The sequence below is a fragment of the Micromonospora sp. HUAS YX12 genome (assembly GCF_040215685.1).
GTDB classification, from domain to species: domain Bacteria; phylum Actinomycetota; class Actinomycetes; order Mycobacteriales; family Micromonosporaceae; genus Micromonospora; species Micromonospora tulbaghiae.
Genome location: NZ_CP157974.1, coordinates 1267155 through 1291238 on the forward strand (window position 1 = coordinate 1267155; position 24084 = coordinate 1291238).

Consider the following 24084-nt stretch of genomic DNA (forward strand, 5'->3'; position numbering starts at 1 on the left):
CCCCTTCTTAACACCAGCGGATCACGCGGGCTCCGCCGCGAGAGCTGTGGCGCGCGCAACGGCGCGCTCGGCGCGTACCGCGCGGCGGACCGGCCCGAGCAGCGCCACCACGACCAGCAGGCCGGCCACGCCGCATCCGGCGACGAGCGCGCGCGGGCCCGCCACCTCCAGCAGCAGGCCGCCCACCAGGTAGCCGCCCATCGCGGCACCCTGAGCCGCCGCCCCGAAGACGGCGAACGCCCGGCCCCGGGCCGCCTCCGGCACCCGTCGTGCCAGCAGCAACTGGTCGAAGACGTTGTTGCCGCCGTTGGCCACGCCGCCCAGCAGCCAGATCGGTACGAGCAGCCAGGCCGAGGGCACCGCCGCCGAGACCAGCACCGCCAGGCAGCACCCCCCGAGCAGCACCAGCCCGGCGCCGAGCAGCGCGCCGTCGTCGGCGAGCCGGCGCGCGACCCGGGCGAACAGCCACGCGCCGAGCACGATGCCGAGCGTCCAGGAGCCGGTGACCAGGCCGTACACGGTGGTGCTGCTGCCGAGCGTCTCCCGGATGAAGAAGACCTCGATCACGTTCACCGCGCCGACCGCGCCGACCACCGCGGCCACGCTGCCGACCATCACCGTCAGCAACGGGTCGCGGCGCAGCCGCCACGGTGGTGCGACCGCCGTGGCGACGCCGCCCGGCGCCCGGCGCCCTCCCCTGCGGGTACGGATGAGCAGCCCGGCCGCCACCAGCGCGAGGTAACTGAACGCGTCGACGAGCAGCGGTACCCGGGTGCCGAACTGCCCGACCAGAAGCCCGGCCAGCGCCGGACCGGCGAGCGCGCCGAGCGTCCCGGCGGTCTGGTTGAGCGCACCCGCCCTGGGTAGGTCCTCGGGCCGGACCATCACCGGCACCAGCGCGGCGATCGCCGGCTGGGTGACCGCGAGCCCGGTCGCGAGCAGCGCCACGAGCGCGATCACCAGGACCGGATCCCGGGCGTACGCGAGGGCCAGGCAGACCGCGCCCTGGGCGAGACCGGCGGCGACGAGCAGCACCCGGCTGTCCACCCGGTCGGCTAGCCGACCGGTCAGCGGTGCGAGCACCACGAGCGGCAGCGTCGCGGCGAGCAGCAGCCCGGAGACGGCGAGGCCGCCGGCACCGGCGGACTGGAGCGCGAGCGTGAGCGTGGCGGCGGCGAGGAAGTCCCCGCAGCTGGAGATGCCGCGCGCGGTGGCCGCGAGCCAGACGTCCGGCCAGCGCGACTCGCCAGTTGTGAAGGACATACTTCGAAAGTAATCCTTCACAACTGGCGTACGCAACCCCGTCAGTCGAGAGGCAACGCCCGGTACTGCGTCGCCACCGGCCGGGCCCCCGCGGGCGGGTCGGTCCGGGTCCGCCGCCGGTACGGCTCCATCAGCGCCTGGATCGCCTGGTTCAGCTCGGTCAGCTCCTCGGCGGTCATGAGCAGCACGCTGTCGCTGAACCAGGTCGCCGCGTACCACTCCGGCGGCTCGTCCGGCGCGCGGCGCAACCACTCCCGGACCCGCTGGGCGTCGCGGACCATGTGCGCCTCGACCAGGGCCGCCTCGGCGGCACGCGCCTCCGGGTCGGCGTCCGGCCCCACCTCGACGTGGTACGACGGATTCACCGCCTGCCACACCCGCTCCCGGGCGTCACCCCGGCCGGGCGCCTGCCGGACCAGCCCGAACCTCGCCAGCTCGCGCAGGTGGTAGCTGGTCGCGCTCGGCGACAGCCCGGCGATCTCGGCGCACTCGGTGGCCGTCGCACCGCCCTGCAGCGTGCCGAGATGTTCCATGATCGCCATGCGGGCCGGGTGAGCGAGCGCCCGCATCACCTGCGGATCACTGATCGTCACCCGGCTCCTGCCGGGAAGCGCCTCGGTCATGCCTCAATGATCCCGCGTCCGCGGACGGCGGGATCCAGCGGTCGAACCCGGCGGATCAGGCGACCTTGAGCTGCTCGTCACCGAAGTCGGCGATCAGTTTGAGGGTGCCACCGAGCGCGCCGACGTAGCGCGCGAGCACCTCCTGGGTCGCGACGTTGCCCGCCTCGATCTGCGAGACCCGAGCGACCGAGACACCCATCCTCGACGCCACCTGTTCCTGTGTCATCTCCCGCCGCTTGCGCAGCTCCGCGAGCCGCCAACCGCGAGCATGATCGAGCATCTCCCCGACCTCGGCCTCGAACGCGCGCGGCCCGCCGGCCGTGTCGATCGCCCGGCCCAGGTGCGTGGTGTCCCGCCAGCGCTTGACGCCGCTCATCGGTTCTCCTCCTGCCGTTCCTTCAGGTACGTGTCGTACAGCCGCTCCGCCTCCGGTATGGCTTCCCGGTACCAGCGTGCCCACTGGCCGGACTTGTCACCGGCGACCAGCAGCACCGCCGAACGCCAAGGATCGAAGACGAACAGAACCCTGATCTCGGTGCGTCCCGCTGAGGGGGCCGCAGCTCCTTGAGATTGCCCAGACGCGAGGCGGTGATGCTGTCGACGAGGGGCCGCCCCTCGGCAGGCCCGTCTCGCTCCAGCACCAGGATGGCCTGGTTGACGAGGCGATGGGAGTCGCGGTCGAGGACGTAGAGCTGGTCGAGGAACTCCTCCACCTGCCCGGTCATCAGGATCTCCCACTCCATCCCCCACCTCCGGACTTAATAATATTCTTAAGGCGGGGGCGGGTCGAGTGAATCGCATGCCACCACGAAATTCGTTGGCGCGACCTGCTGGTGCTCCCGTAGCGTGGAGGGCCGCCCGACGGCCGCGGTGAGCATGCACCGCAGCGGACGTCCACGCGCCGGGAGCAGGCCAACCGCCCCGGACACGCGAGCGAGCCTCAGTTGAGCCATCGGAGTTCATCGTGCCCGCAACCGACCTTGACGCCACGCCCGGCCTCGGCGCCGAACTGGCCGCCGAGCGTGCCCACCTCGACGCCTCCCGCGCCGCGCTGACCCGGATGCGGGAACGCGCCCAGGCGCTCTTCGCCACCGGCGACAAGGTGGCCGGTGACTCGTACACCGCCGAGCAGCTCGGCCGGCACATGGCCCGGCGGGTCAAGGAGCTGGCCGACGACCCGGCCACCCCGCTGTTCTTCGGCCGCCTGGACTTCGGCGGCGACGACCCGGACCACGCCGGGCGGGAGTACCACGTCGGGCGGCGGCACGTCACCGACGAGCTGGGCGAGCCGCTGGTGCTGGACTGGCGGGCGCCGGTCTCCCGGTCGTTCTACCGGGCCAGCGCGCGCGACCCGCAGGGTGTCGCCGTACGCCGCCGGTTCGGGTTCAGCGCCGGGACGCTGACCAGCTTCGAGGACGAGCACCTGGACCGGGGCGAGGAACTCGGCACCGCCAGCCGCATCCTCACCGCCGAGATCGAGCGCCCGCGCGTCGGCCCGATGCGGGACATCGTCGCCACCATCCAGCCGGAGCAGGACGAGCTGGTCCGGGCCGACCTGGCGGACTCGATCTGCGTGCAGGGCGCGCCGGGCACCGGGAAGACGGCGGTCGGGCTGCACCGCGCCGCGTACCTGCTCTATCTGCACCGGGAACGGCTGCGCCGCTCGGGCGTGCTGATCGTCGGGCCGAACCGGGCGTTCCTGTCGTACATCGCGGCGGTGCTGCCCGCGCTCGGTGAGGTCGAGGTCGAGCAGGCCACTGTGGAGGACCTGGTCGCGCGGGTGCCGGTCCGCGCGGTCGACGACCCGGCCGCCGCCGCGCTCAAGCACGACGTCCGGATGGCCGAGGTGCTGCGCCGGGCCGTCGACGCCCACATCGGTACGCCGACCGAGCCGATCATGGTGTCGGACGGCTCGTACCGGTGGCGGATCGGGCTCGACCCGCTGCACCGGCTGGTCACCGAGACACGCCAGGAGGGGCTGCCCTACGCGACCGGCCGGGAGCGGGTCCGGGCGCGGGTGGTGGGGCTGCTGCAACGCCAGGCGGAGGCGCGCCGCGCGGAGTCACCGAGCGACGCCTGGCTGCGCCGGATGAGCCGGATCAAGCCGGTCACCGACCTGCTCGACGCGGTCTGGCCGGCGCTCACCCCGGACGGGCTGCTGCACCGGCTGCGTACCGACGCCGACGCGCTCGCCGCCGCCGCGGACGGCCTGCTCACGCCCGAGGAGCAGGAGTTGTTCCGGTCCGGCACTGTCGCCCGCACCGCGAAGGCGACCCGGTGGACCGCCGCCGACGCGGTGCTCATCGACGAGGTGGCCGGGCTGCTGGAACGGCCCGCCGGCTTCGGGCACGTGGTGGTCGACGAGGCGCAGGACCTCTCCCCGATGCAGTGCCGGGCCATCGCCCGGCGCAGCGAGCACGGCTCGATCACGCTGCTCGGCGACCTGGCCCAGGGCACCGCGCCCTGGGCGGCGACCGACTGGCGGGACTCCCTGGCTCACCTGGGCAAGCCGGACGCCGCTGTGGTGCCGCTGAGCGTGGGCTTCCGGGTGCCCGCCGCGGTGGTGGCGTTCGCTAACCGGCTGCTGCCGGCGCTCGCCGTCGACGTACCCCCGGCCCGGTCGCTGCGCAACGACGGCGCGCTCGATGTGCGTACCGCCGAGGACCTGACGGCCGCGACGGTGGCCGAGGTGCGGGCGGCGCTCGCGCACGACGGCTCGGTCGGTGTGATCGCCGCCGACGACGCGGTCGAACGGCTCCGCGCGGCGCTCGCCGACGCGGGCGTCGAGACCGCGACCGCCGACGACGTCGAGGCCGCGGCACGCGTCACCGTGGTCCCGGCGACGCTGGTGAAGGGCCTGGAGTACGACCACGTGGTGGTCGTCGAGCCGGCCGCGATCGTGGCCGCCGAGCCGCGTGGGCTGCACCGCCTCTACGTGGTGCTGACCCGGGCGGTCTCCCGCCTGGCCGTGCTGCACCGCGAGCCGCTGCCCGCGCCGCTGACCGCCTGACCCGGGCGAACCGGCCGCGGCCCGGTGAGCGGGTCCGGTCAGGCGGACAGCGCGGCGGCGACCTCGCGCAGCGGCCGGCCGGACTCGGCGATCGGCACGGTGAACGACAGCCAGGAACCGTCGGTGAAGTCGATCCGCAGCCGCTTCGGGTTGAGCCGGTGCCAGCCCACCCGCGCGGAGGCGATCTCCGCCCGGGTGGCCGACCACGCCACCGAGGTCTCGGCCAGCGCGCGTTCCTCGGCCTCGCGCCCGGCCAGCAGCTTGACCCCGCCGGTGCGGCAGACCAGCAACCGCCGGTCGGTGACCGCGAGCAGCGTCTCCCGGACCTGGAGGTCGGGCCGGGGCGGGCGGAGCGCGCGGTGCAGGCGGGAGGCGGCCGAGCCGGGGGCGCCGCGCCCGGCGATCCCCCAGCCGATCAGGTCGACCAGGCGGTCGCCACGGTCCCAGGTGGCCAGTGGCAGCAGCACGTTCAGCAGCACCGAGCCGACGGTCCGCCGGCTCGCCTCGGCGTGGGGTTCCGGCTCGGGCGGCGGCGCCGGAGCGAGCCCCTGGCCGACGTCGGCCTTGGCGTGGGCCAGCACGCGCTCGCCCGGCTCGACGAGCCGGTCGAGCCGGTCGCGGTATCTGGTCTCGTCCATCGGCTCAGTATCGGTCGTGGCCGTAGCCGTCGTCGGCGCGGCGCTCCGCGGCGGGGGCGTTGCCCATCACCTCGCCGACGATCACGCGTACGCGGGCGGCGGCGGCCTCCTGCGCCCGGTTCGCCGCCGAGGTGATCTCCTCGGCGAGCGTGTACGAGTCGAAGCGCATGGCGCGGGCGTTGATGTCGGTGGAGAGGATCTTGCCGTCGGCGGCTGCGACGACCGTGACCAGGCCGGAGGCGCTCACCCCCTCGGCGCTGCTCTGCTCCAGCTCGGCCATCCGCGCGCCGAGTTCGCGCTGCCACCCGTCCAGGTTGCGGGCCAGCGCCTCGATCCGGTCCAGGGCCGGGAACGTCATTGCTGCCTCTCAGTTCACGATCGAGTCGAACACGTTCTGCACGCCCTCGGTGTACGGGCCGAGGTCCTCGCGGTACGTGCCGTCCACCAGGTAGTTGCGGTCCTTGCGCCCGTCGGAGATGTCGTGCAGACCCATCCCGGTGTCGAGCAGGGCGCCGCCGATGCCGGGGATGTTCACCGGGGACGCCTGGTTGATGGCGAACTTGCCCGGGAAGAGGACGGCGGCGCGTTCGACCTTGAAGGCGAGCGCCGCCTTCGTGTAACCGGACTTGTTGAACGCGCTGTACGCCTTCTTGGCCCGGCGCAGCTCCATCACCACCTTGGCGTAGTGGTCGAGCAGGTTGGCGACCTTCTGGAGCTTGGTGGCGAGCTTCGTGAGGATCTCCGCGAACCGGGCCACGATCTTGACCATACGGCCGACGGTGGTGGCCAGCCGGGCCAGCACCCGTACCACTGTGGCGGCCAGGCTCACCCCGGCACTCAGCGCCGCCGCCACCGCGGCGATGATGATCTCGGTCAGGAACCAGAGCAGGAACTCCAGGATCAGCTCGACCAGCAGGTTGAACGCGTCCACCGCCGCGTTCGCGGCGTCGACCAGCACCTCCTTGGTGCCGTCCAGCCCTTTTGCCAGATCCTCCATCGCGTCCTCGATGGACTGCATCGAGGCGTGGAACTTCTCCGCCGCGTCGCCGTCCCACGCGCCGCGCAGCCGGGCCCGGTCGGCGATCTGGTCACCGGCGATCTGCCGGACCGCCTCCCCGGTGGTCAGCGCGAGCTGGGCCGCCCGCATCAGGTCGTCCGGCTCACCGGCGACCAGTTCCAGGAGCTGCTCGAACGGCCACAGCACCGCGTTCGACAGCGGCTTGAACGGGTCGGGCGTGCCCGACACGATCTGCTCGAAGTAGGTCTGGTTGCGCTGGAGCGCCTCGGTGCTCATCCCCGGTCCCCCTCAGCCGGCGGCGGTGAACATGGTGTCGTTCGCCGCGTCCGTGTCGTCGTAGGCGGCGGCGGTCTCGGCGAGCCCCGTGGCGATCGTCAGCATCGTCTCGGCGCCGTCCGCCAGCCCCTGCAGGCACGCCTCGAACTGCTGCTCGTACGCCGCGGCGAGGCTGAACGACGCGGGCATCACGCCGAAGGAGTGCCGGGCCACGTGGCCGTCGCGGAACACCCGGTTCAGCTCACGGAACCGGCCGGCCCGGTCCCGGGAGGCGGCGGCGAACACCCTCAGCGCCTCCGGCTGGACGTCGAGATTCCTGCTCGGACTGGTCACGGACCCTCCCCAGTGTCCGGTCGGAACTTCCACCGTCGTCGACGGCGCCACCAGACTAGGGGATGCGCGCAGCCGGGCAGGGGACACCGTGACTGGCGCAGGCACGGTAGACAGGGAACGCACAGACCCCCGCCCGAGGAGATCGCCGATGATCCTGGCCCGCGCCGAACAGGTCAGCCGCCGCTACGGCGAGGTGCTGGCGCTGGACCGGGTCGACCTCACCGTCCGGGCCGGGGAGCTGGTCGGCCTGCTCGGCCCGAACGGGGCCGGCAAGAGCACCCTGATCAACCTGCTGGTCGGGCTGCGCCGCCCCACCACCGGCCGGGTCGAGCTGTGCGGCGGTGACCCGCGCGACCCGGCGAGCCGGCGGCAGCTCGGGGTCACCCCGCAGGAGACCGGCCTGCCCGGCACGCTGCGGGTCGGCGAGGTGGTCGACTTCGTCTCCGCGCACTTCCCCGACCCGGTGCCGCGCGGCGAACTGCTCGACCGGTTCGGCCTCGCCGACCAGGTACGCCGCCAGACCGGTGGTCTCTCCGGCGGGCAGCGTCGCCGGCTCGCCGTGGCGCTGGCGTTCGTCGGCCGTCCCCGGCTGGTGGTGCTCGACGAGCCGACCACCGGCCTCGACGTGGAGGCGCGGCACGCGCTCTGGGACGCGATCCGCGGCTTCCACGCCGACGGCGGCACCGTGCTGCTGAGCAGCCACTACTTGGAGGAGGTGGAGGCGCTCGCGCAGCGGGTGGTGGTGATCGGCCACGGGCGGGTGCTCGCCGACGACTCGGTGGCGGCGATCCGCGGGATCGTCGGCGTACGCCGGGTCAGCCTCGCCGCCGACGACCTGCCGGCGCTGCCGGGTGTGGTCGCCACCGAACGCGCCGACGGGCGGGTGCACCTGCTCACCACCGACGCCGACCAGCTCGTCCGCGACCTGGTCACCTCCGGGGTGGCGTTCCGCGACCTGGAGGTCCGGCCCACCTCATTGGAGGAGGCGTTCCTCGCCATCACGGCCGACGACCGGCCCGCGCCCACCCCTGCCTAGGAGACCGCCGTGCCGCTCGCCCTGGTCCACGCCCGCTACCACCTCCTGGAGATCATCCGGGTGCCGGTGGCGGTGGTGGGCAGCGCGTTCTTCCCCGCCGCCTCGATGCTCTTCTTCGTGGTGCCGTTCGCCGGCGACGACCCGGCCGGCGCCACCTACGCCACCGCCGCCATGGTGACGTTCGCGGTGATGACCGCCAACATCTTCCAGTACGGCGTGGGCGTCTCCGAGGACCGCGACCAGCCCTGGAACCCGTACACCCGGACCTTGCCGACCGGACCGGCGCCGCGACTGGCCGGGCGGATCCTGGCCGGGGTGGTGCTGACCTACGTCTCGATGATCCCGGTGGTGGTGATCGCGGCGGTCGCCACCGAGGCCCGGGTCAGCGCGGTGCAGTTCCTGCTCGGGCTGGGCGCGGTCGCCGTGGTCTCGGTGCCGTTCACGCTGCTCGGCCTGGCGATCGGCTACTCGCTGCCGAGCAAGGCGGCGATCGTGGTGGCACAGGTGATCTTCTTCCCGCTCGCGTTCGGCGGCGGCCTGCTCTCCGGGCCGGACGACGCGCCCGGCTTCATCAAGGCGATCGCCCCCTACCTGCCGACCCGGGGCGCCGTGGAACTGATCTGGGCGGCGGTCACCGACTTCCGGCCGGACACCCGTGCGCTGGTGATGCTCCTGGTCTGGGTGCTGGTGCTCGCCGCACTCGCCAGCTGGGCGTACCGGCGGGACGAGGGGCGCCGCTTCAGCTGACCTTTTGTCCGGTTCCGGCCCGGTGGCCGACCCGGCGGTGCCACGATGCCGACAGGGCGGGCGAGCGGAGCCGCCCCCGGCGAGAGGGGTCACCGTGAACGGCGTCGAGCCCGGCACGCCCTGCTGGACGGACCTGGCCACGCCCGGTCTGGACGACGCACGACGGTTCTACCCCGAGCTGTTCGGCTGGACCGGGCAGATCTCCCCCGAGCCGGACGCCGGCGGCTACACCGTCTTCCGCAAGGACGGCAAGGCGGTCGCCGGGGCCGGGCCACCCGGTACGCCGGACCAGGTGCCGGTCTGGTCCACGTACGTGGCGACCGACGACGCCGACCTGGTCGCGACCCGGGCGGAGGCGGCCGGCGGGCAGGTGGTCGTATCCCCGTTCGACGTCGCCCAGCAGGGCCGGATGGCGGTGCTCGCCGACCCGGCCGGCGCGGTGTTCAGCGTGTGGCAGCCGATGGCGATGCGCGGGGCCGAGCTGTACAACGCGCCGGGCGCGATGTGCTGGAACGAGCTGGTCACCCCCGACCCGGAGGGCGCGAAGGAGTTCTACGCGCTGGTCTTCGGCTGGCATCCGGAGGAGCGCCCGGCCGGACCGGTCGCGTACACCGGGTGGCGCTGCGGCGCCCGGATCGTCGCCGGAATGCTGCCCCGGGCCGAGCCGATGCCGGCGGACCTGCCCGCGTACTGGGCGGTCTACTTCGCGGTGGAGGACGCCGACGGCACCGCCGCCCGGGCCGCCGAGCTGGGCGGCACCATCCTCGTCCCGCCGCGCGACAACCCGGCCGGCCGCAGCGCCGCCCTGCGCGACCCGGCCGGCGCCCTCTTCTCCATCTCCACCTTGCGCTGACCCCGCCCCCGCCCCCGTTCCCGTTCCTCTCCCCGCCCCTCTCCCCGCCCCTCTCCGCCGATCTTGCGGTTGCCGCCCTCGCGATGCGACATATGCACCTTTCGCCGGGACCAAAAGTCCAAGATCAACGGGGAGAAGCGGGGCCAGTCGAGATCTTGGTACGGGGTGGCCCCCATGAGGGCCGATTCGTACCAAGATCTATCTGTCGTCCCGGCAGCCGGAACGTCGATCCGGGGACTGAGACGGCGAACGCTGCGGGCGGGAGCCCGGCAGGCAAGACCTGCGGGTCGACAGGGCCGCCGACCCTCCGTCGATCTTGCGGTTGCGGCCCTCCCTGCGCGGCATATGCACCTTTCGCCCGGGCCGAAAGTCCGAGATCAACGGGAAGAGGCGGGGCCGGGCAGGGCGGGGCGGGAGGGCGGGGGTGAGGTCAGGTTGGGCGGACGGGGACCACCAAGGGGCCGTGCTCGCCGGGGATCACGCGGATGTGGGCTCGGTAGTGGCGGGCCAGCAACTCCTCGGTGAGCACCTCCTCCGGCGGCCCGGCGGCGGCGACCCGGCCGTCGGCGAGCAGGACCAGGCGGTCGGCGTACTCGCCGGCGATGGAGAGGTCGTGCATGGTGGCCAGCACTGTGAGGCCGTGCGCGCGGCGGAGCTGGTCGACCAGTTCCAGCACCTCCTGCTGGTGCCCGATGTCCAGCGCGCTCGTCGGCTCGTCGAGCAGCAGCAGGGTGGCGCCCTGGGCCAGCGCCCGGGCCAGGAAGACGCGCTGCCGCTCACCGCCGGAGAGCGTGGCCAGCTCGCGGTGGGCGAACGGGCCCAGGTCGAGCCGGTCCAGCACCTCGTGCACGGCGGCCAGGTCGGCGGCGGACTCGCGGCCCAGCGGCGGGATGTACGGGGTACGCCCGAGCAGGGCGTAGTCGAACACCGACATGCCGATCGGTACGACCGGGGACTGCGCCACGGTGGCCACGACACGGGCGCGGTCGCGGCGGCGCAGCGCTCTGATCGGCGTACCGAAGAGTGCCACCTCGCCCGAGCCGGTGAGCAGGCCGCCGACGGCGCGCAACAGGGTGGACTTGCCGGCGCCGTTGGGTCCGATCACGGTGACCCACTCGCCCGCCGTGACGGTGAGGTCGACGCCTGCGAGGATCGGGGTGCCGCCCAGGGCGACCCGCAGGTCGTGGACGCGCACCGCGGGGGCGTTCACATCGCCACCCGGCGGGCGGTACGCAGGACCAGCACGAAGAACGGGCCGCCGAGCAGCGCGGTGACCACGCCGATCGGGATCTCGGCGGGTGCGGCCGCCGTCCGGGCGACCACGTCGGTCAGGGCCAGGAACGCGCCGCCGAACAGCATCGACAGCGGCAGGATCACGCGATGGCTGGAACCGGCGAGCAGCCGCATGGTGTGCGGCACGATGATGCCGACGAAGCCGATCAGCCCGGACGCGGAGACGGCGGCGGCGGTACCCAGCGACGCGGCGGCGATCAGCAGGTAGCGGGAGCGCTGCGGGTGCAGGCCGAGACCGGCGGCCTCGTCGTCGCCGACGGAGAGCACGTCCAGCTCGCGCCGGTGCAGCAGCACCACCACGGAGGTGAGCACGAAGTACGGCAGGACCAGCCACACGTCGTGCCAGCCGGCGGTGGCCAGCCGCCCGAGCAGCCAGGAGTAGACCTGCTGGATGTTGTCGGAGTGCTGTTGCAGCAGGTACGTCTGCCCGGCGGCGAAGAACGCCGACACCGCCACCCCGGCCAGGATCAGCGTGGCCGGGGACCGGTCCCGCCCGCCGGCCGCGCCGAGCAGGTAGGTCAGCACGACCGCGCCGAGCGACCCGACGAACGCGGCGAGCGGAATGGTGATCGGCAGCCCGGTCAGCGCCCCGCCCGCCCCGGCGCCGAGGACGATCGCCGCGGTGACCGCGAATCCGGCTCCGGCCGCCACGCCGAGCAGGTACGGGTCGGCCAGCGGGTTGCGGAAGACGCCCTGGTAGCAGCCGCCGGCCAGGGCGAGGAGCGCGCCGACCAGCAGGCCGAGCACGACCCGGGGCAGCCGCAGCTCGGTGACGATCGCGACTTCCCGCTCGGTGAGCCCGCTGTCCAGGTGGACGCCGGGCAGCAGGTTGAGCAGTTCGGCCGCGACGCTGCCGGGCGGCAGGCTGACCGGGCCGAGGGAGACGCCCGCGACCAGCGCGACGAGCACCGCCACGACACCGGCGAACAGCCAGCGCTTGCGCAGCCCGGCCGGGCGGATCGGGGTGCCGGCCGCCCCGCGCCGCAGGGGCCGGGGTAGCCGGGCACCCGGCCGGGACGTCTCGGACGTCCCGGCCGGGTGGGGGGCGGAGTCCGCCTGTCGTACGGCCACGGTCAGGCCGGGACCTTGGCGGTGGCGTCGATGATCACCTTGAGCAGGTCGACCACGCGCGGGCCCCAGCGCGAGGCGATGTCGTCGTCCAGCTCCACGATCTGGTCGTTCTTCACAGCGGTGATGCCGGACCACCCGCTGCGCGCCTTCACCGTGTCGGCGCTCTGCTTGCAGCACTTGGTGTCGGAGAGGAAGACGAAGTCGGGGTTCGCCTTGACGATGACCTCCTGGGAGAGCTGCGGGTAGCCGCCGTTCTTCCCGTCGGCGTCGGACGCGTCGGCGATGTTCTCCAGGCCGGCGAGCGCGTAGATGGTGCCGATGAAGGTCTTGCTGGTCGCGCTGTACAGCTCCGGGCCCAGCTCGTGGTAGTAGGTCGGCTTCTCCGTACGCTTCGGCAGGTCCTTGGTCAGCGCGGTGATGTCGTCCTTCATCTTCTGCACCACGGCGTCCGCCTCGGACCGGTGGCCGGTGAGGGTGCCCAGGTCGGTGAGCTGCCGGTACGTGTCGTCGAGCGTGGTCGCGGCGGGGATCTGGAGGACCGGGATCTTCAGCGCGACGAGCTGATCGACGATCTTGTTGAGGTTGTCGGAGATCACCACCAGGTCGGGGTTCTTGGCCGCGACCGCCTCGGCGTTCGGCTGGTAGCCGGACAGGTCGGTGCGGGGCGCCTCGGGCGGGTAGTTCGACTGGTCGTCGGCGGCGGTGACCTGCTTGCCGGCGCCGATGGCGAAGAGCATCTCGGTGGCGGTCGGCGAGAGCGAGACGATCTTCTCGGGCCGCTTCTCCAGCGTCAGCTTGCCGACGGTGGCCGGGAACGCGCCGCCGGAGCCGCCGGCGGCCGGGGTGTCGGTCGAGGTCTTCTCGGCGCAGCCGCCGAGAAGCAGCACGCCGGCCGCGAGCGCGGCGGCGAAGAGCCGGGGGGTACGTCGGGACATGGTGCCTCCTGTCGGTCGAGGAGTGTGGTGCTTCGCCGACAGGGGAAGGGCCCGTCCGCGAGGCGCCCTTCCTCGAGAGCGCGTGTCGCGACCGGGCCGCAGGCGACCTGGCTCGTCCCACGTCCGTCGGCGCCGGCGGAGGGCCGGCGCCGCGCGTACGGGGCATCACAGTTGCGGGACAGCGCCGGTTTCACACCGGCTTCGCTGTGGCACGGTCGGTGCCACGGTAGCGCACGACCAGCGGAGATCGTCCGGACGGGAGGGGTGGGCGGGAACCCCGGCGGGGGTGGAACCGGGGTTCCCGCCCGGTGGTGAGGTCAGCAGTACTGGCTCTGCTTGCCGATCGCGCGGTACGGGCAGTCGGCGTACTCGGACAGGATCAGCACGGCCTCCCGGTTGCGTGAGGTCTGCGCCGGGATCACCTCGTCCGGCGGGTAGAAGCCGCCGCCGGAGGCCGAGCCGGGGTACATCTCGAAGGTGTACGCCCAGATCTTGTGGGCGCCCCACATCCAGTCGATGCTGGTGCCGTCGGCGATGTAGAGGTCGCTCGACTGCTCCGGGGTGTAGTTGTTGGTCGCCGCCATCTGCCGCCCGATGGTGGCGAAGGTGTTGTACTGGTCGGCGTTCATCCCGGTGGCGGTGTTGTTGTACGTGTATCCGTACGGCCAGAGCACCAGCTGCGAGTAGGTGTGGAAGTCGATGTTCGCCTTGATCTGCTGCACCCCGCCGACGACCCGGCTGTTGACGAAGTTGCGCAGCGCCGCGGTCTCCGGGGCGGAGAAGGCGGACGGGCCCCGGTAGGTGTCCGACGACTTCGTGCCGGACGAGCCGCCGCAGCAGCCCCACTGGTAGCTCCAGTTGCGGTTCAGGTCGGTGCCGACGGCGGTCGAGCCGCTGTTGGGCTGCCGGTTCTTGCGCCAGGAGCGGTACGAGCCGGTGGCGATGTCGTACTCGCTGCCGTCCGGGTTGACGGTGGGGACGATCCAGATCTCCCGGGAGTTGACGATGCCGGTGATCCGGGAGTCGCTGCCGTAGTTGTCGGTGAAGAGGTTGAGCAGGTAGATCGCCATCTCCACGGTCAGGTGCTCACGGGCGTGCTGCTGGGCGTTGAACAGGATCTCCGGCTCGGCCTCGTCGGTGGCGACGTTGTCGGAGATCTTCACCGCCATCAGGTCCCGGCCCTGGTACGACGTGCCGATGCTCAGCTTGCGGGCGATCGTCGGGTGGTCGGCGACCACCTTGTTCACCACGGCGGTCAGCTCGGCGTAGTCGTGGTAGTTCGAGTCGGCGGGCGGGAACGCGTTGGCGGTCATGTCCCCGTCGGCGTGGTTGTGCTCCGGCACGACGTCCTTCTCGAGCCGGAATCCGAGCCGGGTGATCGCGTTCGCCTCGGCCTTCGTCGCCGTGACGTGCAGCACGCCGTGCTCGGAGTAGTCGATCGCGGCGCCGGTGGAGGCGACGGCGGTGCGGTCGGCCGCCGTACGCGGGCCGAGCACCCGGTAGGCGACGGTGGCCGGCTCGCCGGAGCCTTCCGGTGCGGGCCGGGCGACGGCTGGCGCGGCGGCCGCGGTGAGGACGATGGTCAGGCCGACGGCGGCGGCGAGCGCCAGCCGGCGACGGAGCGGAGAGGTGCGGAAGGCCATGGACAACCTCCTGGGGGTACGGGAGATCCCGTTGTCCGCACACTCCACCAGGAGACACATGGTCATATCAATATCTGTCTCTCTCTTTAGCCATCCCGACCTGATCGTCACTTCGGCAATGATTTTCTATGCCTGAACATCTGGCGAAACTTCCCGCCAAGCGCGACAGTGAACGGCAACGATGCCGTCTCCCTGTGGAGCTGCCATGTTCGGAAGACCCATGCGCGCGGCCGCCCTCGCCGGCCTCACCGCGCTCACCCTCCTCGGCACCAGCGCACCGGTCCAGGCACAAGCCCCGCGACCGGGCGTCACGCACGACGAACAGATCACCTTTCAGGAGTTCTCCCGCTTCCCCGACTGGCGTAGCGGCTCCCACCAGGGCACCCGCGCCGTACCGGGCCGCCACCCGGCGCTGACCATCGGCCGCCCGGCGGGCACCACCGAGTTCACCGACGAGCACACCGGCACGACCCGCACCTGGGAGTACGCCACCTGGACCTCGCCCGAGCGGCGGATCGGCTTCGACGCCACCGAGATGGTCGCGTCGTGGAACGCCGCCACCCCGGCCGGCACCTGGATCAAGGTCGAGCTGCACGGCACGTACAACACCGGGGCACAGACCCCGTGGTACGTCATGGGCCGCTGGGCCTCCGGCGACCAGGACATCAAGCGCTCCACGCTGGACGGCCAGGGCGACCCGTGGTCGAGCATCTGGACCGACACGTTCTCGATCGACGACGCCGACGCCGGGGTGCTGCTGCGCTCGTACCAGTTGCGGCTGACGCTCTACCGCGCACCCGGTCAGGCCGCATCGCCGCAGGTCCGGATGGTCGGCGCGATGGCGTCGAACGTGCCGGACCGGTTCACCGTCACCCCGAGCCGGGGCGGCATCGCCTGGGGCACGGAGCTGGCCGTGCCGCGCTACTCGCAGAACATCCACATCGGCGAGTACCCCGAGTACGACGGCGGCGGCGAGGCGTGGTGCTCGCCCACCTCCACGGAGATGGTGGTCGAGTACTGGGGCCGCAAGCCCTCGGCCGAGGACACGTCCTGGGTCGACCCCTCCTACCCCGACCCGACCGTCGACCACGCCGCCCGGATGACCTACGACTACGAGTACGAGGGTGCCGGCAACTGGCCGTTCAACACCGCGTACGCGGCGAGCTTCCCCGGCCTGGAGGCGCGGGTCACCCGGCTGCACTCGCTGGACGAGGCGGAACGCTTCATCAGGGCGGGCATCCCGGTGGTGACCTCGCAGTCGTTCCTCGCCAGCGAGCTGGACGGGGCCAACTACGGCACCTCCGGGCACCTGTTCGTGATCGTCGGCTTCACCGCCGACGGCGACGTGATCGTCAACGACCCGGCGTCCTCGTCCAACGACGCGGTCCGCAACGTCTACCAGCGGGAGCAGTTCGAGCAGATCTGGCTGCGCACCAAGCGCTACCGGGCCAACGGCACGGTGGCCTCCGGCTCCGGCGGCATCGCGTACCTGATCAAGCCGGCCGACCGGCCGTGGCCGGTCGGCCCGGGCTCGACCAACTGGTGAACGGCTCGACCAGCCGGTGAACGGCGAGGGGCCGGGCGCCACGTCCGGCGCCGGGCCCCTCGTCCGTCCGCTCAGCCGTCGCGGCGCTCGGCGTCCGGCTCGTCGTCACCGGCGAGCGCCGAGCGCAGCCGGTCCTTCTCGGCGCGGCGCCGCTCCGACGCCTCCGCCATCTCCCCGGCCATCTCGTCCCGCCAGTTGCGCAGCAGGAAGAACGACAGCGCGGCGGAGAAGATCAGCGCCACCATCAGCCGCAGGAACATGTTCATCTCGACGAACCAGAGGGCTGCCAGCACGGCGACGAACAGCCCGACCCGGCCCAGCGTGTACTTGACCGCCGCGCTCATTCCCGCATACCCACTCTCTCCGTGCCTCAGCCCGTACGCCGGGCCAGCCAGTGCACGCCATGAAACCAGATGACGGCGTAGACCACGGTGAACACCGCCGCGGCCGACGCGCCGGTGAACAGTGCGGGCAGCCCGGAGGCCAGGCCCGCGACCAGCAGACCGGCGACGACGCCGAGCCCGAGCCCGGCCAGCGCGGCCACCACCCGGGCGGCCCCGAACTCCCAGGCCCGGAACTCGTCCCAGAACAGCCAGAGCGGCAGGATCACCGCGAGCCAGCCGTTCGTGTCCCCGAAGCCGCTGTCGCCGACCGTGGCGAACGCCCATTCGAAGACCAGCAGCGCCAGCACCCCGATGACCAGGCCGGCGAGGCTCACCCCGAGCAGGTCGCCAAGGGTGAGGATGCGCCCCTCGGCGTCCCGCCGGGGGAAGCCGCGCTGCTGTTCCTCGTCGCTCATCGCCAGGTCAGGCCCAGACCTGCTGCGGCTCGGACCGGCGCTCCGCCAGCGACGGCGGCCCGTCGTACTCGCGGACGATCTCGTAGCGGGTGTTCCGCTCGACCGGACGGAAGCCGGCGTCCCAGATCATGTGCAGCAGGTCGTCGCGGTGCATGGTGTTCGGCGTGCCGTACGAGTCGGCATCGTGGGTAATCTTGTATTCCACGACCGAGCCGTCCAGGTCGTCGACGCCGAAGTTCAGCGAGAGCTGCGCGACCGACAACCCGTGCATCACCCAGAAGCACTTGACGTGCGGCACGTTGTCGAACAGCAGCCGGGAGACCGCGAACGTCTTGAGCGACTCGGCCGGCGAGGCCATCGTGGTCCGGGCCTGGATCCGGTTACGGATCTTGCCGTCCGCCGAGTCGACGAAGTCGTGCTGGTAGCGCAGCGGGATGAAGACCTGGAAACCGCCGGTCTCGTCCTGCAGCTCACGCAGCCGCAGTACGTGGTCGACCCGGTGCCGGGGCTCCTCGATGTGGCCGTAGAGCATTGTCGACGGCGTCTTCATGCCCTTCGAGTGGGCCAGCCGGTGGATGCGCGACCAGTCCTCCCAGTGGCAGTTGTGGTCGACGATGTGCTGCCGGACCTCCCAGTCGAAGATCTCCGCGCCGCCGCCGGTGAGCGACTCCAGACCGGCGTCCATCAGCTCGTCGAGGATCGCGTCGGCGGTGAGCCCGCTGATCTTCTCGAACCACTGCACCTCGGTGGCGGTGAACGCCTTGAGGTTGACGTTCGGCAGCGCGGCCTTCAGCTCGCGCAGCACCTTCGGGTAATAGCGCCAGGGCAGCGTCGGGTGCAGGCCGTTGACGATGTGCAGCTCGGTGAGCTGCTCGTCCTCCATCTCCTTGGCCTTACGGACCGCCTCGTCGATGCGCATCGTGTAGGCGTCCTTCTCGCCCGGCTTGCGCTGAAACGAGCAGTACGCGCACGACGCCGAGCAGACGTTCGTCAGGTTCAGGTGCCGGTTGACGTTGAACATCACCCGGTCGCCGTTGAGCTCGGTACGCCTGTGGTGGGCCAGCCGGCCCAGCCAGGTCAGGTCGTCGCTGGCGTAGAGGGCGATGCCGTCCTCGCGGGTCAGCCGCTCCCCCGCGTACACCTTCGCCTCGAGTTCCCGCTTGAGTCCGGCGTCCATCCGAAAGCCACGTCCTTCCACCTGGGTTCCCGATCGAGCGTACGTCGCGGGCCCGACCGGCCGCCGACGTGGTCGCGCCGGTCACCGGCGGTCACGCTCCGCACATCGACATCGTCGCACCCGTGAGGTAAGACAGGGTGGGGCGGAACACACACCAGGGCCGTCCTGTCCCGACACGCCCAAGCACGCGTGACGGACCCCAGACCGGACGGGGAGCGGAATGGCTCACAGCACCAAGGCCCGACGGCGACGAGGACGGCAGCCGGTGATCTCACCGGTCCTGCGCCCGGCGCTCTGGTCCGCCCTCCTGGGGGCGGTCGCGGCCGCGGCGCTCGCCACACCCGCCTGGGCCGACCCGCTGCCCGACGTCGTGCCCGACACCGGCTCCCGGCCCCAGGTCACCGGCCCCCTGCAACTGCCCGGCTCGTCCGGCACGGTCCGTGGCGTACCGGGCACCGTTCCCGGCGTACCCGGCACCGTCCCGGGTCTGCCCGGCGTCACCACCCCGGGCGGCACGGCGGGCCTGCCGGGCACCACCGGCGTGACCAACCCGGCCGACGGCCCGCTGATCGCGCAGATCAACCAGCTCGACGCCCGGGTCACCCAGCTCGGCGAGGCACTGCTCCGGATCAAGACCGAGCGGGACGCCGCGCAGACCGAGCTGACCCAGTCCGCCGCCCGGCTCAAGGAGGCCCAGGACGCGCTCCGCCGCGCCCAGGACAACGCCAAGAGCGCCGCCGCCGACGCCGTCAAGGCCGACGCGGCGCTGCCGCCCGGCGAGTTCGGCGCCAGCCTGCGCGACTTCGCCAACCTCCAGCGCATCACCCGCGGCGACAAGGCCGAGGGCGCCCCCACGTCGGTGACCGGCGAACTCCTCCGCGCCACGAGCGCCGAGGAGGCCGCCCGGAAGGCACACGAGTCGGCCCAGCGCCGGGCCACCGAGAAGGCTGCCGAGTTCACCCGCGCCGAGGCCGACCTGCGCAAGCAGGAAACCGCGCTCGTCGCGCTCCGCAAGGAGAACGCGGCCAAGCTCCTGGAGATCGAGCGCCTGGCGGACGCCGCCGAGCAGCGGCTCGGCACCTCGTACGTGGTCGACCAGAGCATCGACGGCCTGGTGGCGGACCCGCGGGCGCTCGCCGCCGTGCGCTACGCGCTCGCCCAGCTCGGTGACCCCTACCTGTGGGCCGCTGAGGGCCCGGACCGGTTCGACTGCTCCGGCCTGATGCTCGCCTCCTACCAGGCGGCCGGCTACCGGGGCCTGCCCCGCGTCGCCAAGGACCAGTACTTCGCCACCCGTTCCCGCACCGTCCCGCCGAACGCCCTGCTCCCCGGTGACCTGCTGTTCTTCGCTTCGGGCAGCAGCTGGACCAGCGTCCACCACGTCGCCATGTACATCGGCGACGGCAAGATGGTGGAGGCGCCGCGGACCGGCGACGTCGTCAAGATCTCGGTGGTCCGCTGGTCCCGGCTCTACGCCGCGACCCGGGTGATCGGCGCCGTACCCGCCCCGGCGACCCCCGCCCCGCCGCCGACCGTGCCGGCCACGCCGAAGCCGTCGGCGACGCCCAAGCCGACGACGTCCAGCACGCCGAAGCCGTCGACCACGCCCAAGCCGACGCCGACGACGCCGAAGCCCACCACGCCGACGCCGAAGCCGACGACGTCCAGCCCGGCGCCGAGCACGCCGCCGCCGAGCCCGACCGGCTCGCCCGACCCGACGCCGAGCCAGAGCGCGAGCGCGAGCGCCGAGCCGGACACCAGCAGCGCCGCGCCGAGCAGCAGCAGTGTCGCCCCGTCGAGCAGCACGTCCGGCAGCGGCTCCGCCAGCCCGAGCAGCAGCGCCGGCTGACCCAACCGCCGCTCCGGCTGTGCTCCCGGGCCGGAATATGGCACGGTGAGATCCAGGCACTTCCGGTCGGCGCCACGGCTGGAGGCGAGCGTGGGTGCGGAGGGGCGAGATGGGCGAGCAGGACGTTCCGGCGGAGAAGGTCCACCCGGGACCGACGCCCGACCCCGCCGACCCGGCCGGCGACGACGACCACGGTTCGGCCCCACCCGGGCCGGTGGCCGTCGCGCGGGCGCGGGTGTCAGTCGCCGGTTCGGCCGTGCCGCCGCCCGCCGGTGACGAGCAGCCGCTTCCGCAGGCCGGCCCCACGACGTACCGCGCGGGCACCCCGACGGACACCCCGCCGCCGCTGGACCGGCGCCTCCCCGGCGCCACCGTGCCGCCGTCCAGTTGGTCCGCCTTCGCCGTGGCCGAACGCCAGGCGACGCCCCAGCCCGCCGCCGCGCCGCCCGCCCCGGCCGGCGCGGCACCCGAGCCCGCCGACGCCTCCACGGGTACCCCCGGCGGTGCTCCGGCGGCCATCCCGGCGCCCCGCGTCTCCGGTTCCGCACGCGTGCCCGTACCCGCGCCTTCCGCCCCAGCCGTGGACGCGGCGGTAGTGGACGCCGCAACGCCGGCCGACGCCGCCGACCCGGCGGACCGCGACACCGCACCGGCCCAGCAGACGGACGCGGCCTCCGAGCCGCACGACGGCTCCGGAACCTCCCCCGCCGACTCCTCGCCGATCACGTCCGGCGACGCGCCGCCGGTCGGGTCCGCCGACTCCCTGCCGCGTGAGTCCGCCGGCCAGCCCGCGCCGCTCACCGGCGCTTCCGCGTCCGCTGAGCAGGCCGGACCCGCACTCGCCCGGGCCAGCGCGTCGGTGCCCGGCCTGAGCCGTGTCTCCGCCGAGGAGGTCGCCGCCTCCGTGGTGGCCGCGCCGCCCGCCGCCGCCACCGTCTACCGGGCCGGACCGGTGAACCCGGAACCGCCGGAGCCGGTCCAGCCGCCGGAGCCCGCGCAGCCCCCGGCGCCGAACGGCCCGGAGCCCGAGCCGGCGCCGACCCCGGTGCCGGGTCCGACGCCGCCGTCGCCCGCGCCGCCGGTGCCCGAGCCGGAGCCCCCGCTCCGGCCCACGCCGCCCCTGCCCGCGCCCGCCCCGCCGAAGCCCACGCCCGGGCCGGTGCCACCGGTCCCCGGGCCGCCGGTGCCGCCGCCGGGTCCGCCCGTACCCCCGCCACCGCCCCCGCCGGGGCCGATGCCCGCGCCGCCGTTCCCGCCGCCACCGGCGATGACCGGTGGGCCGGGCCCGCTGCCCGCGCCGCTGTTCCCCGCCCCGGCGGCCGGCCCGTCGTTCCCGCCCGCGCGGGCCGCCGTACCGAGCCCGCCGGCCGCGCCCCTGTCGCCGCCGACCCCGCCCATCGCGCCGCCGGCCGCGCCCGGCACGGCGGGCGGTGCGCTGCCGTCGTGGGCCGCCACACCCGCGTCGGCACCGCCGCCGCCCGTGGTGCCGGCCCCGGCGCTGCCGACCTGGCCGCCGCCGGCCACGCCCGCCCGCGACGCCGACACGACCCGTCCGGTACGCCCACAGCCCGCCGGCCCGGATCTCGCCACCACCGCGTACGGCGGGACCGACGGGCCCGGCTTCGCCACCGTGTCGTTCCCGCAGGGCAACCCGCTGGAGAACTCCGGATCGCTGACCGGGCACATCCTGGCCCAGGGCTGGTCCGAGGAGAGCCCGGCGGCCCGGGGCGGCAACACCAAGGTGATCATCGTGCTGGCGGTCGCGCTGACCATGCTCATCGCGATCAGCCTGCTCGTGGTCTTCCTGGCCAACGACGCACTGAGTGGCCTGACCGGGACCATGCTCATCGAGTGACAGGGGTGAGCCCGCCCACTACGGTCTCGCGTTGCCGTGGCGGAGTCGGCGATGCGCCGTACACTTGTGTGCGATCACTGACCCGGCGCGCCTCGACTGCGCGCCCATGGGCGATCTTGCGGGCGATTCGGCGGCGTGACAGGCCGCGGCGGGCCATCGCGAAGATGCGCCCCGCTCGAGAGGCATTTCTTGACCACGTTCGCTGAATCCAGCACGTCCCCGTCCGTCGACCCGACGCCCGACACCGTCGACTTCGCCTCGCTCGGCCTGCCCCGGCAGCTCGTCGAGACGCTCGCCCGGCAGGGCATCACCACCCCGTTCGAGATCCAGCGGGCCACGCTGCCCGACTCGCTCGCGGGCCGCGACGTCCTCGGCCGCGGCCAGACCGGCTCGGGCAAGACGCTCGCCTTCGGCCTGCCGGTGATCGCCCGGCTCGCCGACCGCAACCGCGCCCGGCCGCTGTACCCCCGCGCCCTGGTCCTGGTTCCCACCCGCGAACTTGCCATGCAGGTCAACGACGCCCTCGTACCGCTCGGCAAGTCGGTGGGCGTCTTCCTGAAGACCGCCGTCGGCGGTGTGCCGTACGACCGGCAGATCGACGCGCTGCGCCGCGGCGTGGAGATCGTCGTGGCCACGCCGGGACGGCTCGGCGACCTGATCGAGCGGGGCGTGTGCCGGCTCGACGACGTCGAGATCACCGTGCTGGACGAGGCCGACCAGATGGCGGACATGGGCTTCCTGCCCGAGGTCACCCGGCTGCTGGCGAAGACTCCGGCGGACGCGCAGCGGCTGCTGTTCTCGGCCACTCTGGACAACGACGTCGACACGCTCGTCAAGCGGTTCATGACCGACCCGGTCACCCACTCGACCGCACCGGCCACCGCCGCCGTGTCCACCATGGATCACCACCTGCTGCTGATCCCGCCGCACGACAAGTTCGCGGTCGCGGCGTCCATCGCCGCCCGTGAGGGCCGCACCATGCTGTTCGCCCGTACGCAGCTCGGCGTGGACCGGCTGGTCGAGCAGCTCGCGGCCGTCGGCGTACGGGCCGGTGGACTGCACGGCGGCAAGACCCAGCGCATGCGCACCAAGACGCTCGCCGAGTTCCGCGAGGGCCGGACGCCCGTGCTGGTCGCGACCGACGTGGCGGCCCGGGGCATCCACGTCGACGGCGTCTCGCTGGTGCTGCACGTGGACCCGCCGAAGGACCCCAAGGACTACCTGCACCGGGCCGGCCGTACGGCCCGGGCCGGTGAGTCGGGCGCGGTGGCGACGCTCGTGCTGCCGAAGCAGCGCCGCACCACGCTGGCCATGATGGAGAAGGCGGGCGTCGAGCCGGCCGAGACCCGGGTCCGGGCGGGCGACGAGGCGCTGGCCGAGCTGACCGGCGCGCGCGAGCCCAGCGGCGTACCGGTCCGGGACGAGCCGGAGCCGCGACGCGGCGGCGGCTCGCGCCGCTTCGGCGACCGCGAGGGCAGGAGCTTCGACCGGGGCGGCCGGGGCTTCTCCGACCGTGGCGAGCGCCGGTTCGGCGACCGTGACGGCCGGGGCGAGCGCCGCTTCGGCGACCGGCCGGCGGGCGAGCGGTCCGGTGACCGGTTCGCGGACCGCGGTGGTGACCGCCGGTTCGGCGACCGGCCGGCCGGCGAGCGCTACTCGGGCGAGCGGTCCGGCGGCGGTGAGCGCCGCTTCGGGCGGCCGGAGCGCCGCGACGACCGCAGCTTCGGCGACCGGCGGTCCGACGGCCGGAGCTTCGGCGAGCAGCGGTCCGACGACCGCGGCCAGCGCGGCGGAGAGCGCGGCGACGACCGGCGCTTCGGCGAGCGGTCCGAGCGGCCGTACGGGGACCGGCAGCGGCCGGCGGCCGGACGCGGGTACGACCGGGACGAGCGGCGGTACGACGACCGGCCGAGTGGCTCGCGCGGCTTCGGCGACCGGCGCCAGGAGGACCGCCCGCACGCCGAGCGGCGTTTCGGTGACCGTGACCGGGGCGACGCGCGTCCGGCCGAGCGCCGGGCCGGCGGTTTCCGGGCCGAGGGGCGGGGACGGGACGACAGGCGCGGCTTCGGCGGGCGCCCGCCGGCACGTACCCACTGATCTGAGCGCACCTACAGACGCC

At 73.4% G+C, this 24084-nt stretch carries 21 protein-coding genes, 2 pseudogenes and 1 riboswitch; of the genes and pseudogenes, 8 read left to right on the forward strand and 15 right to left on the reverse strand.

Features of this window, described 5'->3' with window-relative positions; all coding sequences use genetic code 11:
* Positions 1 to 21 precede the first annotated feature (21 nt).
* The 4 genes and pseudogenes from ABIH81_RS06300 to ABIH81_RS06315 all read right to left on the reverse strand — a co-directional run bounded on the left by ABIH81_RS06300 (position 22) and on the right by ABIH81_RS06315 (position 2629).
* Positions 22 to 1263: an MFS transporter gene (locus tag ABIH81_RS06300; protein ID WP_349879442.1), complete on the reverse strand. Its 1242-nt coding sequence runs from the start codon at positions 1261 to 1263 to the stop codon at positions 22 to 24.
* 41 nt (positions 1264 to 1304) lie between these two features.
* Entirely contained in the window at positions 1305 to 1886 is a 582-nt protein-coding gene (locus ABIH81_RS06305) for a metalloregulator ArsR/SmtB family transcription factor (protein ID WP_349879443.1), read from the reverse strand.
* A gap of 55 nt (positions 1887 to 1941) precedes the next feature.
* Complete coding sequence (locus tag ABIH81_RS06310; RefSeq protein ID WP_349879444.1) at positions 1942 to 2262, reverse strand: helix-turn-helix transcriptional regulator; 321 nt, start codon at positions 2260 to 2262, stop codon at positions 1942 to 1944.
* Positions 2259 to 2629 (reverse strand): annotated as a pseudogene (locus tag ABIH81_RS06315) (type II toxin-antitoxin system RelE/ParE family toxin). Before ABIH81_RS06315 ends, ABIH81_RS06310 begins: the two are co-directional and overlap by 4 nt.
* Before the next feature lie 221 nt (positions 2630 to 2850).
* Between ABIH81_RS06315 and ABIH81_RS06320 the strand changes: the two are divergent.
* Positions 2851 to 4896 (forward strand): AAA family ATPase, encoded by a 2046-nt coding sequence (locus ABIH81_RS06320; RefSeq protein WP_349879445.1) that lies wholly within the window; start codon positions 2851 to 2853, stop codon positions 4894 to 4896.
* A 38-nt stretch (positions 4897 to 4934) separates the two neighbouring features.
* Here ABIH81_RS06320 and ABIH81_RS06325 read toward each other — a convergent pair whose 3' ends face one another.
* From ABIH81_RS06325 to ABIH81_RS06340, 4 genes are read right to left on the reverse strand one after another with little or no spacing between them, the layout of a single operon-like run.
* Positions 4935 to 5534: a hypothetical protein gene (locus tag ABIH81_RS06325; RefSeq protein WP_349879446.1), complete on the reverse strand. Its 600-nt coding sequence runs from the start codon at positions 5532 to 5534 to the stop codon at positions 4935 to 4937.
* 4 nt (positions 5535 to 5538) lie between these two features.
* Entirely contained in the window at positions 5539 to 5892 is a 354-nt protein-coding gene (locus ABIH81_RS06330; RefSeq protein ID WP_349879447.1) for a YbaB/EbfC family nucleoid-associated protein, read from the reverse strand.
* Positions 5893 to 5901: 9 nt separating this feature from the next.
* Positions 5902 to 6828, reverse strand: coding sequence for a WXG100 family type VII secretion target (locus tag ABIH81_RS06335; protein WP_349879448.1), 927 nt, complete (start codon positions 6826 to 6828; stop codon positions 5902 to 5904).
* A gap of 12 nt (positions 6829 to 6840) precedes the next feature.
* Complete coding sequence (locus tag ABIH81_RS06340) at positions 6841 to 7161, reverse strand: type VII secretion target (protein WP_349879449.1); 321 nt, start codon at positions 7159 to 7161, stop codon at positions 6841 to 6843.
* A gap of 148 nt (positions 7162 to 7309) precedes the next feature.
* Between ABIH81_RS06340 and ABIH81_RS06345 the strand changes: the two genes are divergently transcribed.
* The 3 genes from ABIH81_RS06345 (at position 7310) to ABIH81_RS06355 (ending at position 9797) form a co-directional block, all read left to right on the forward strand.
* On the forward strand, positions 7310 to 8197 hold the full coding sequence (locus ABIH81_RS06345; protein ID WP_349879450.1) for an ABC transporter ATP-binding protein: 888 nt from the start codon (positions 7310 to 7312) through the stop codon (positions 8195 to 8197).
* A 9-nt stretch (positions 8198 to 8206) separates the two neighbouring features.
* Complete coding sequence (locus ABIH81_RS06350) at positions 8207 to 8944, forward strand: ABC transporter permease (RefSeq protein ID WP_349879451.1); 738 nt, start codon at positions 8207 to 8209, stop codon at positions 8942 to 8944.
* Between the two features lie 94 nt (positions 8945 to 9038).
* The gene (locus tag ABIH81_RS06355; RefSeq protein WP_349879452.1) at positions 9039 to 9797 is read left to right on the forward strand and encodes a VOC family protein; all 759 of its coding nucleotides are present in this window, start codon (positions 9039 to 9041) and stop codon (positions 9795 to 9797) included.
* 430 nt (positions 9798 to 10227) lie between these two features.
* On the opposite strand, the gene ABIH81_RS06360 is transcribed toward ABIH81_RS06355, so the two are convergent.
* The 4 genes and pseudogenes from ABIH81_RS06360 to ABIH81_RS06375 form a co-directional block, all read right to left on the reverse strand.
* Entirely contained in the window at positions 10228 to 11007 is a 780-nt protein-coding gene (locus ABIH81_RS06360) for an ABC transporter ATP-binding protein (RefSeq protein ID WP_349879453.1), read from the reverse strand.
* Positions 11004 to 12077: an iron ABC transporter permease gene (locus ABIH81_RS06365; protein ID WP_349881024.1), complete on the reverse strand. Its 1074-nt coding sequence runs from the start codon at positions 12075 to 12077 to the stop codon at positions 11004 to 11006. Before ABIH81_RS06365 ends, ABIH81_RS06360 begins: the two co-directional genes overlap by 4 nt.
* A gap of 86 nt (positions 12078 to 12163) precedes the next feature.
* Positions 12164 to 13096, reverse strand: a complete 933-nt coding sequence (locus ABIH81_RS06370; RefSeq protein WP_349879454.1) for an ABC transporter substrate-binding protein — start codon at positions 13094 to 13096, stop codon at positions 12164 to 12166.
* Between the two features lie 106 nt (positions 13097 to 13202).
* A riboswitch (cobalamin riboswitch) is annotated at positions 13203 to 13296 on the reverse strand.
* 120 nt (positions 13297 to 13416) lie between these two features.
* Positions 13417 to 14739, reverse strand: a pseudogene (locus ABIH81_RS06375) (M14 family metallopeptidase); the annotation flags it as partial.
* 205 nt (positions 14740 to 14944) lie between these two features.
* Between ABIH81_RS06375 and ABIH81_RS06380 the strand changes: the two are divergent.
* The gene (locus tag ABIH81_RS06380) at positions 14945 to 16285 is read left to right on the forward strand and encodes a C39 family peptidase (RefSeq protein ID WP_349879455.1); all 1341 of its coding nucleotides are present in this window, start codon (positions 14945 to 14947) and stop codon (positions 16283 to 16285) included.
* A 71-nt stretch (positions 16286 to 16356) separates the two neighbouring features.
* On the opposite strand, the gene ABIH81_RS06385 is transcribed toward ABIH81_RS06380, so the two are convergent.
* Genes ABIH81_RS06385 through mqnE form a run of 3 tightly spaced genes read right to left on the reverse strand, consistent with a single transcriptional unit; the run spans position 16357 to position 18261 of the window.
* Positions 16357 to 16629, reverse strand: coding sequence for a DUF4229 domain-containing protein (locus ABIH81_RS06385; protein WP_349879456.1), 273 nt, complete (start codon positions 16627 to 16629; stop codon positions 16357 to 16359).
* Positions 16630 to 16655: 26 nt separating this feature from the next.
* Positions 16656 to 17084: a hypothetical protein gene (locus ABIH81_RS06390; protein ID WP_349879457.1), complete on the reverse strand. Its 429-nt coding sequence runs from the start codon at positions 17082 to 17084 to the stop codon at positions 16656 to 16658.
* Between the two features lie 7 nt (positions 17085 to 17091).
* Positions 17092 to 18261, reverse strand: a complete 1170-nt coding sequence (mqnE, locus tag ABIH81_RS06395; protein ID WP_018787841.1) for an aminofutalosine synthase MqnE — start codon at positions 18259 to 18261, stop codon at positions 17092 to 17094.
* Between the two features lie 220 nt (positions 18262 to 18481).
* On the opposite strand from mqnE, the gene ABIH81_RS06400 reads away from it, so the two are divergent.
* The 3 genes from ABIH81_RS06400 to ABIH81_RS06410 all read left to right on the forward strand — a co-directional run bounded on the left by ABIH81_RS06400 (position 18482) and on the right by ABIH81_RS06410 (position 24062).
* Positions 18482 to 20110 (forward strand): NlpC/P60 family protein, encoded by a 1629-nt coding sequence (locus tag ABIH81_RS06400; RefSeq protein ID WP_349879458.1) that lies wholly within the window; start codon positions 18482 to 18484, stop codon positions 20108 to 20110.
* A gap of 109 nt (positions 20111 to 20219) precedes the next feature.
* Positions 20220 to 21965, forward strand: a complete 1746-nt coding sequence (locus tag ABIH81_RS06405; protein WP_349879459.1) for a hypothetical protein — start codon at positions 20220 to 20222, stop codon at positions 21963 to 21965.
* Between the two features lie 189 nt (positions 21966 to 22154).
* Positions 22155 to 24062, forward strand: a complete 1908-nt coding sequence (locus ABIH81_RS06410) for a DEAD/DEAH box helicase (protein WP_349879460.1) — start codon at positions 22155 to 22157, stop codon at positions 24060 to 24062.
* Positions 24063 to 24084 lie beyond the last annotated feature (22 nt).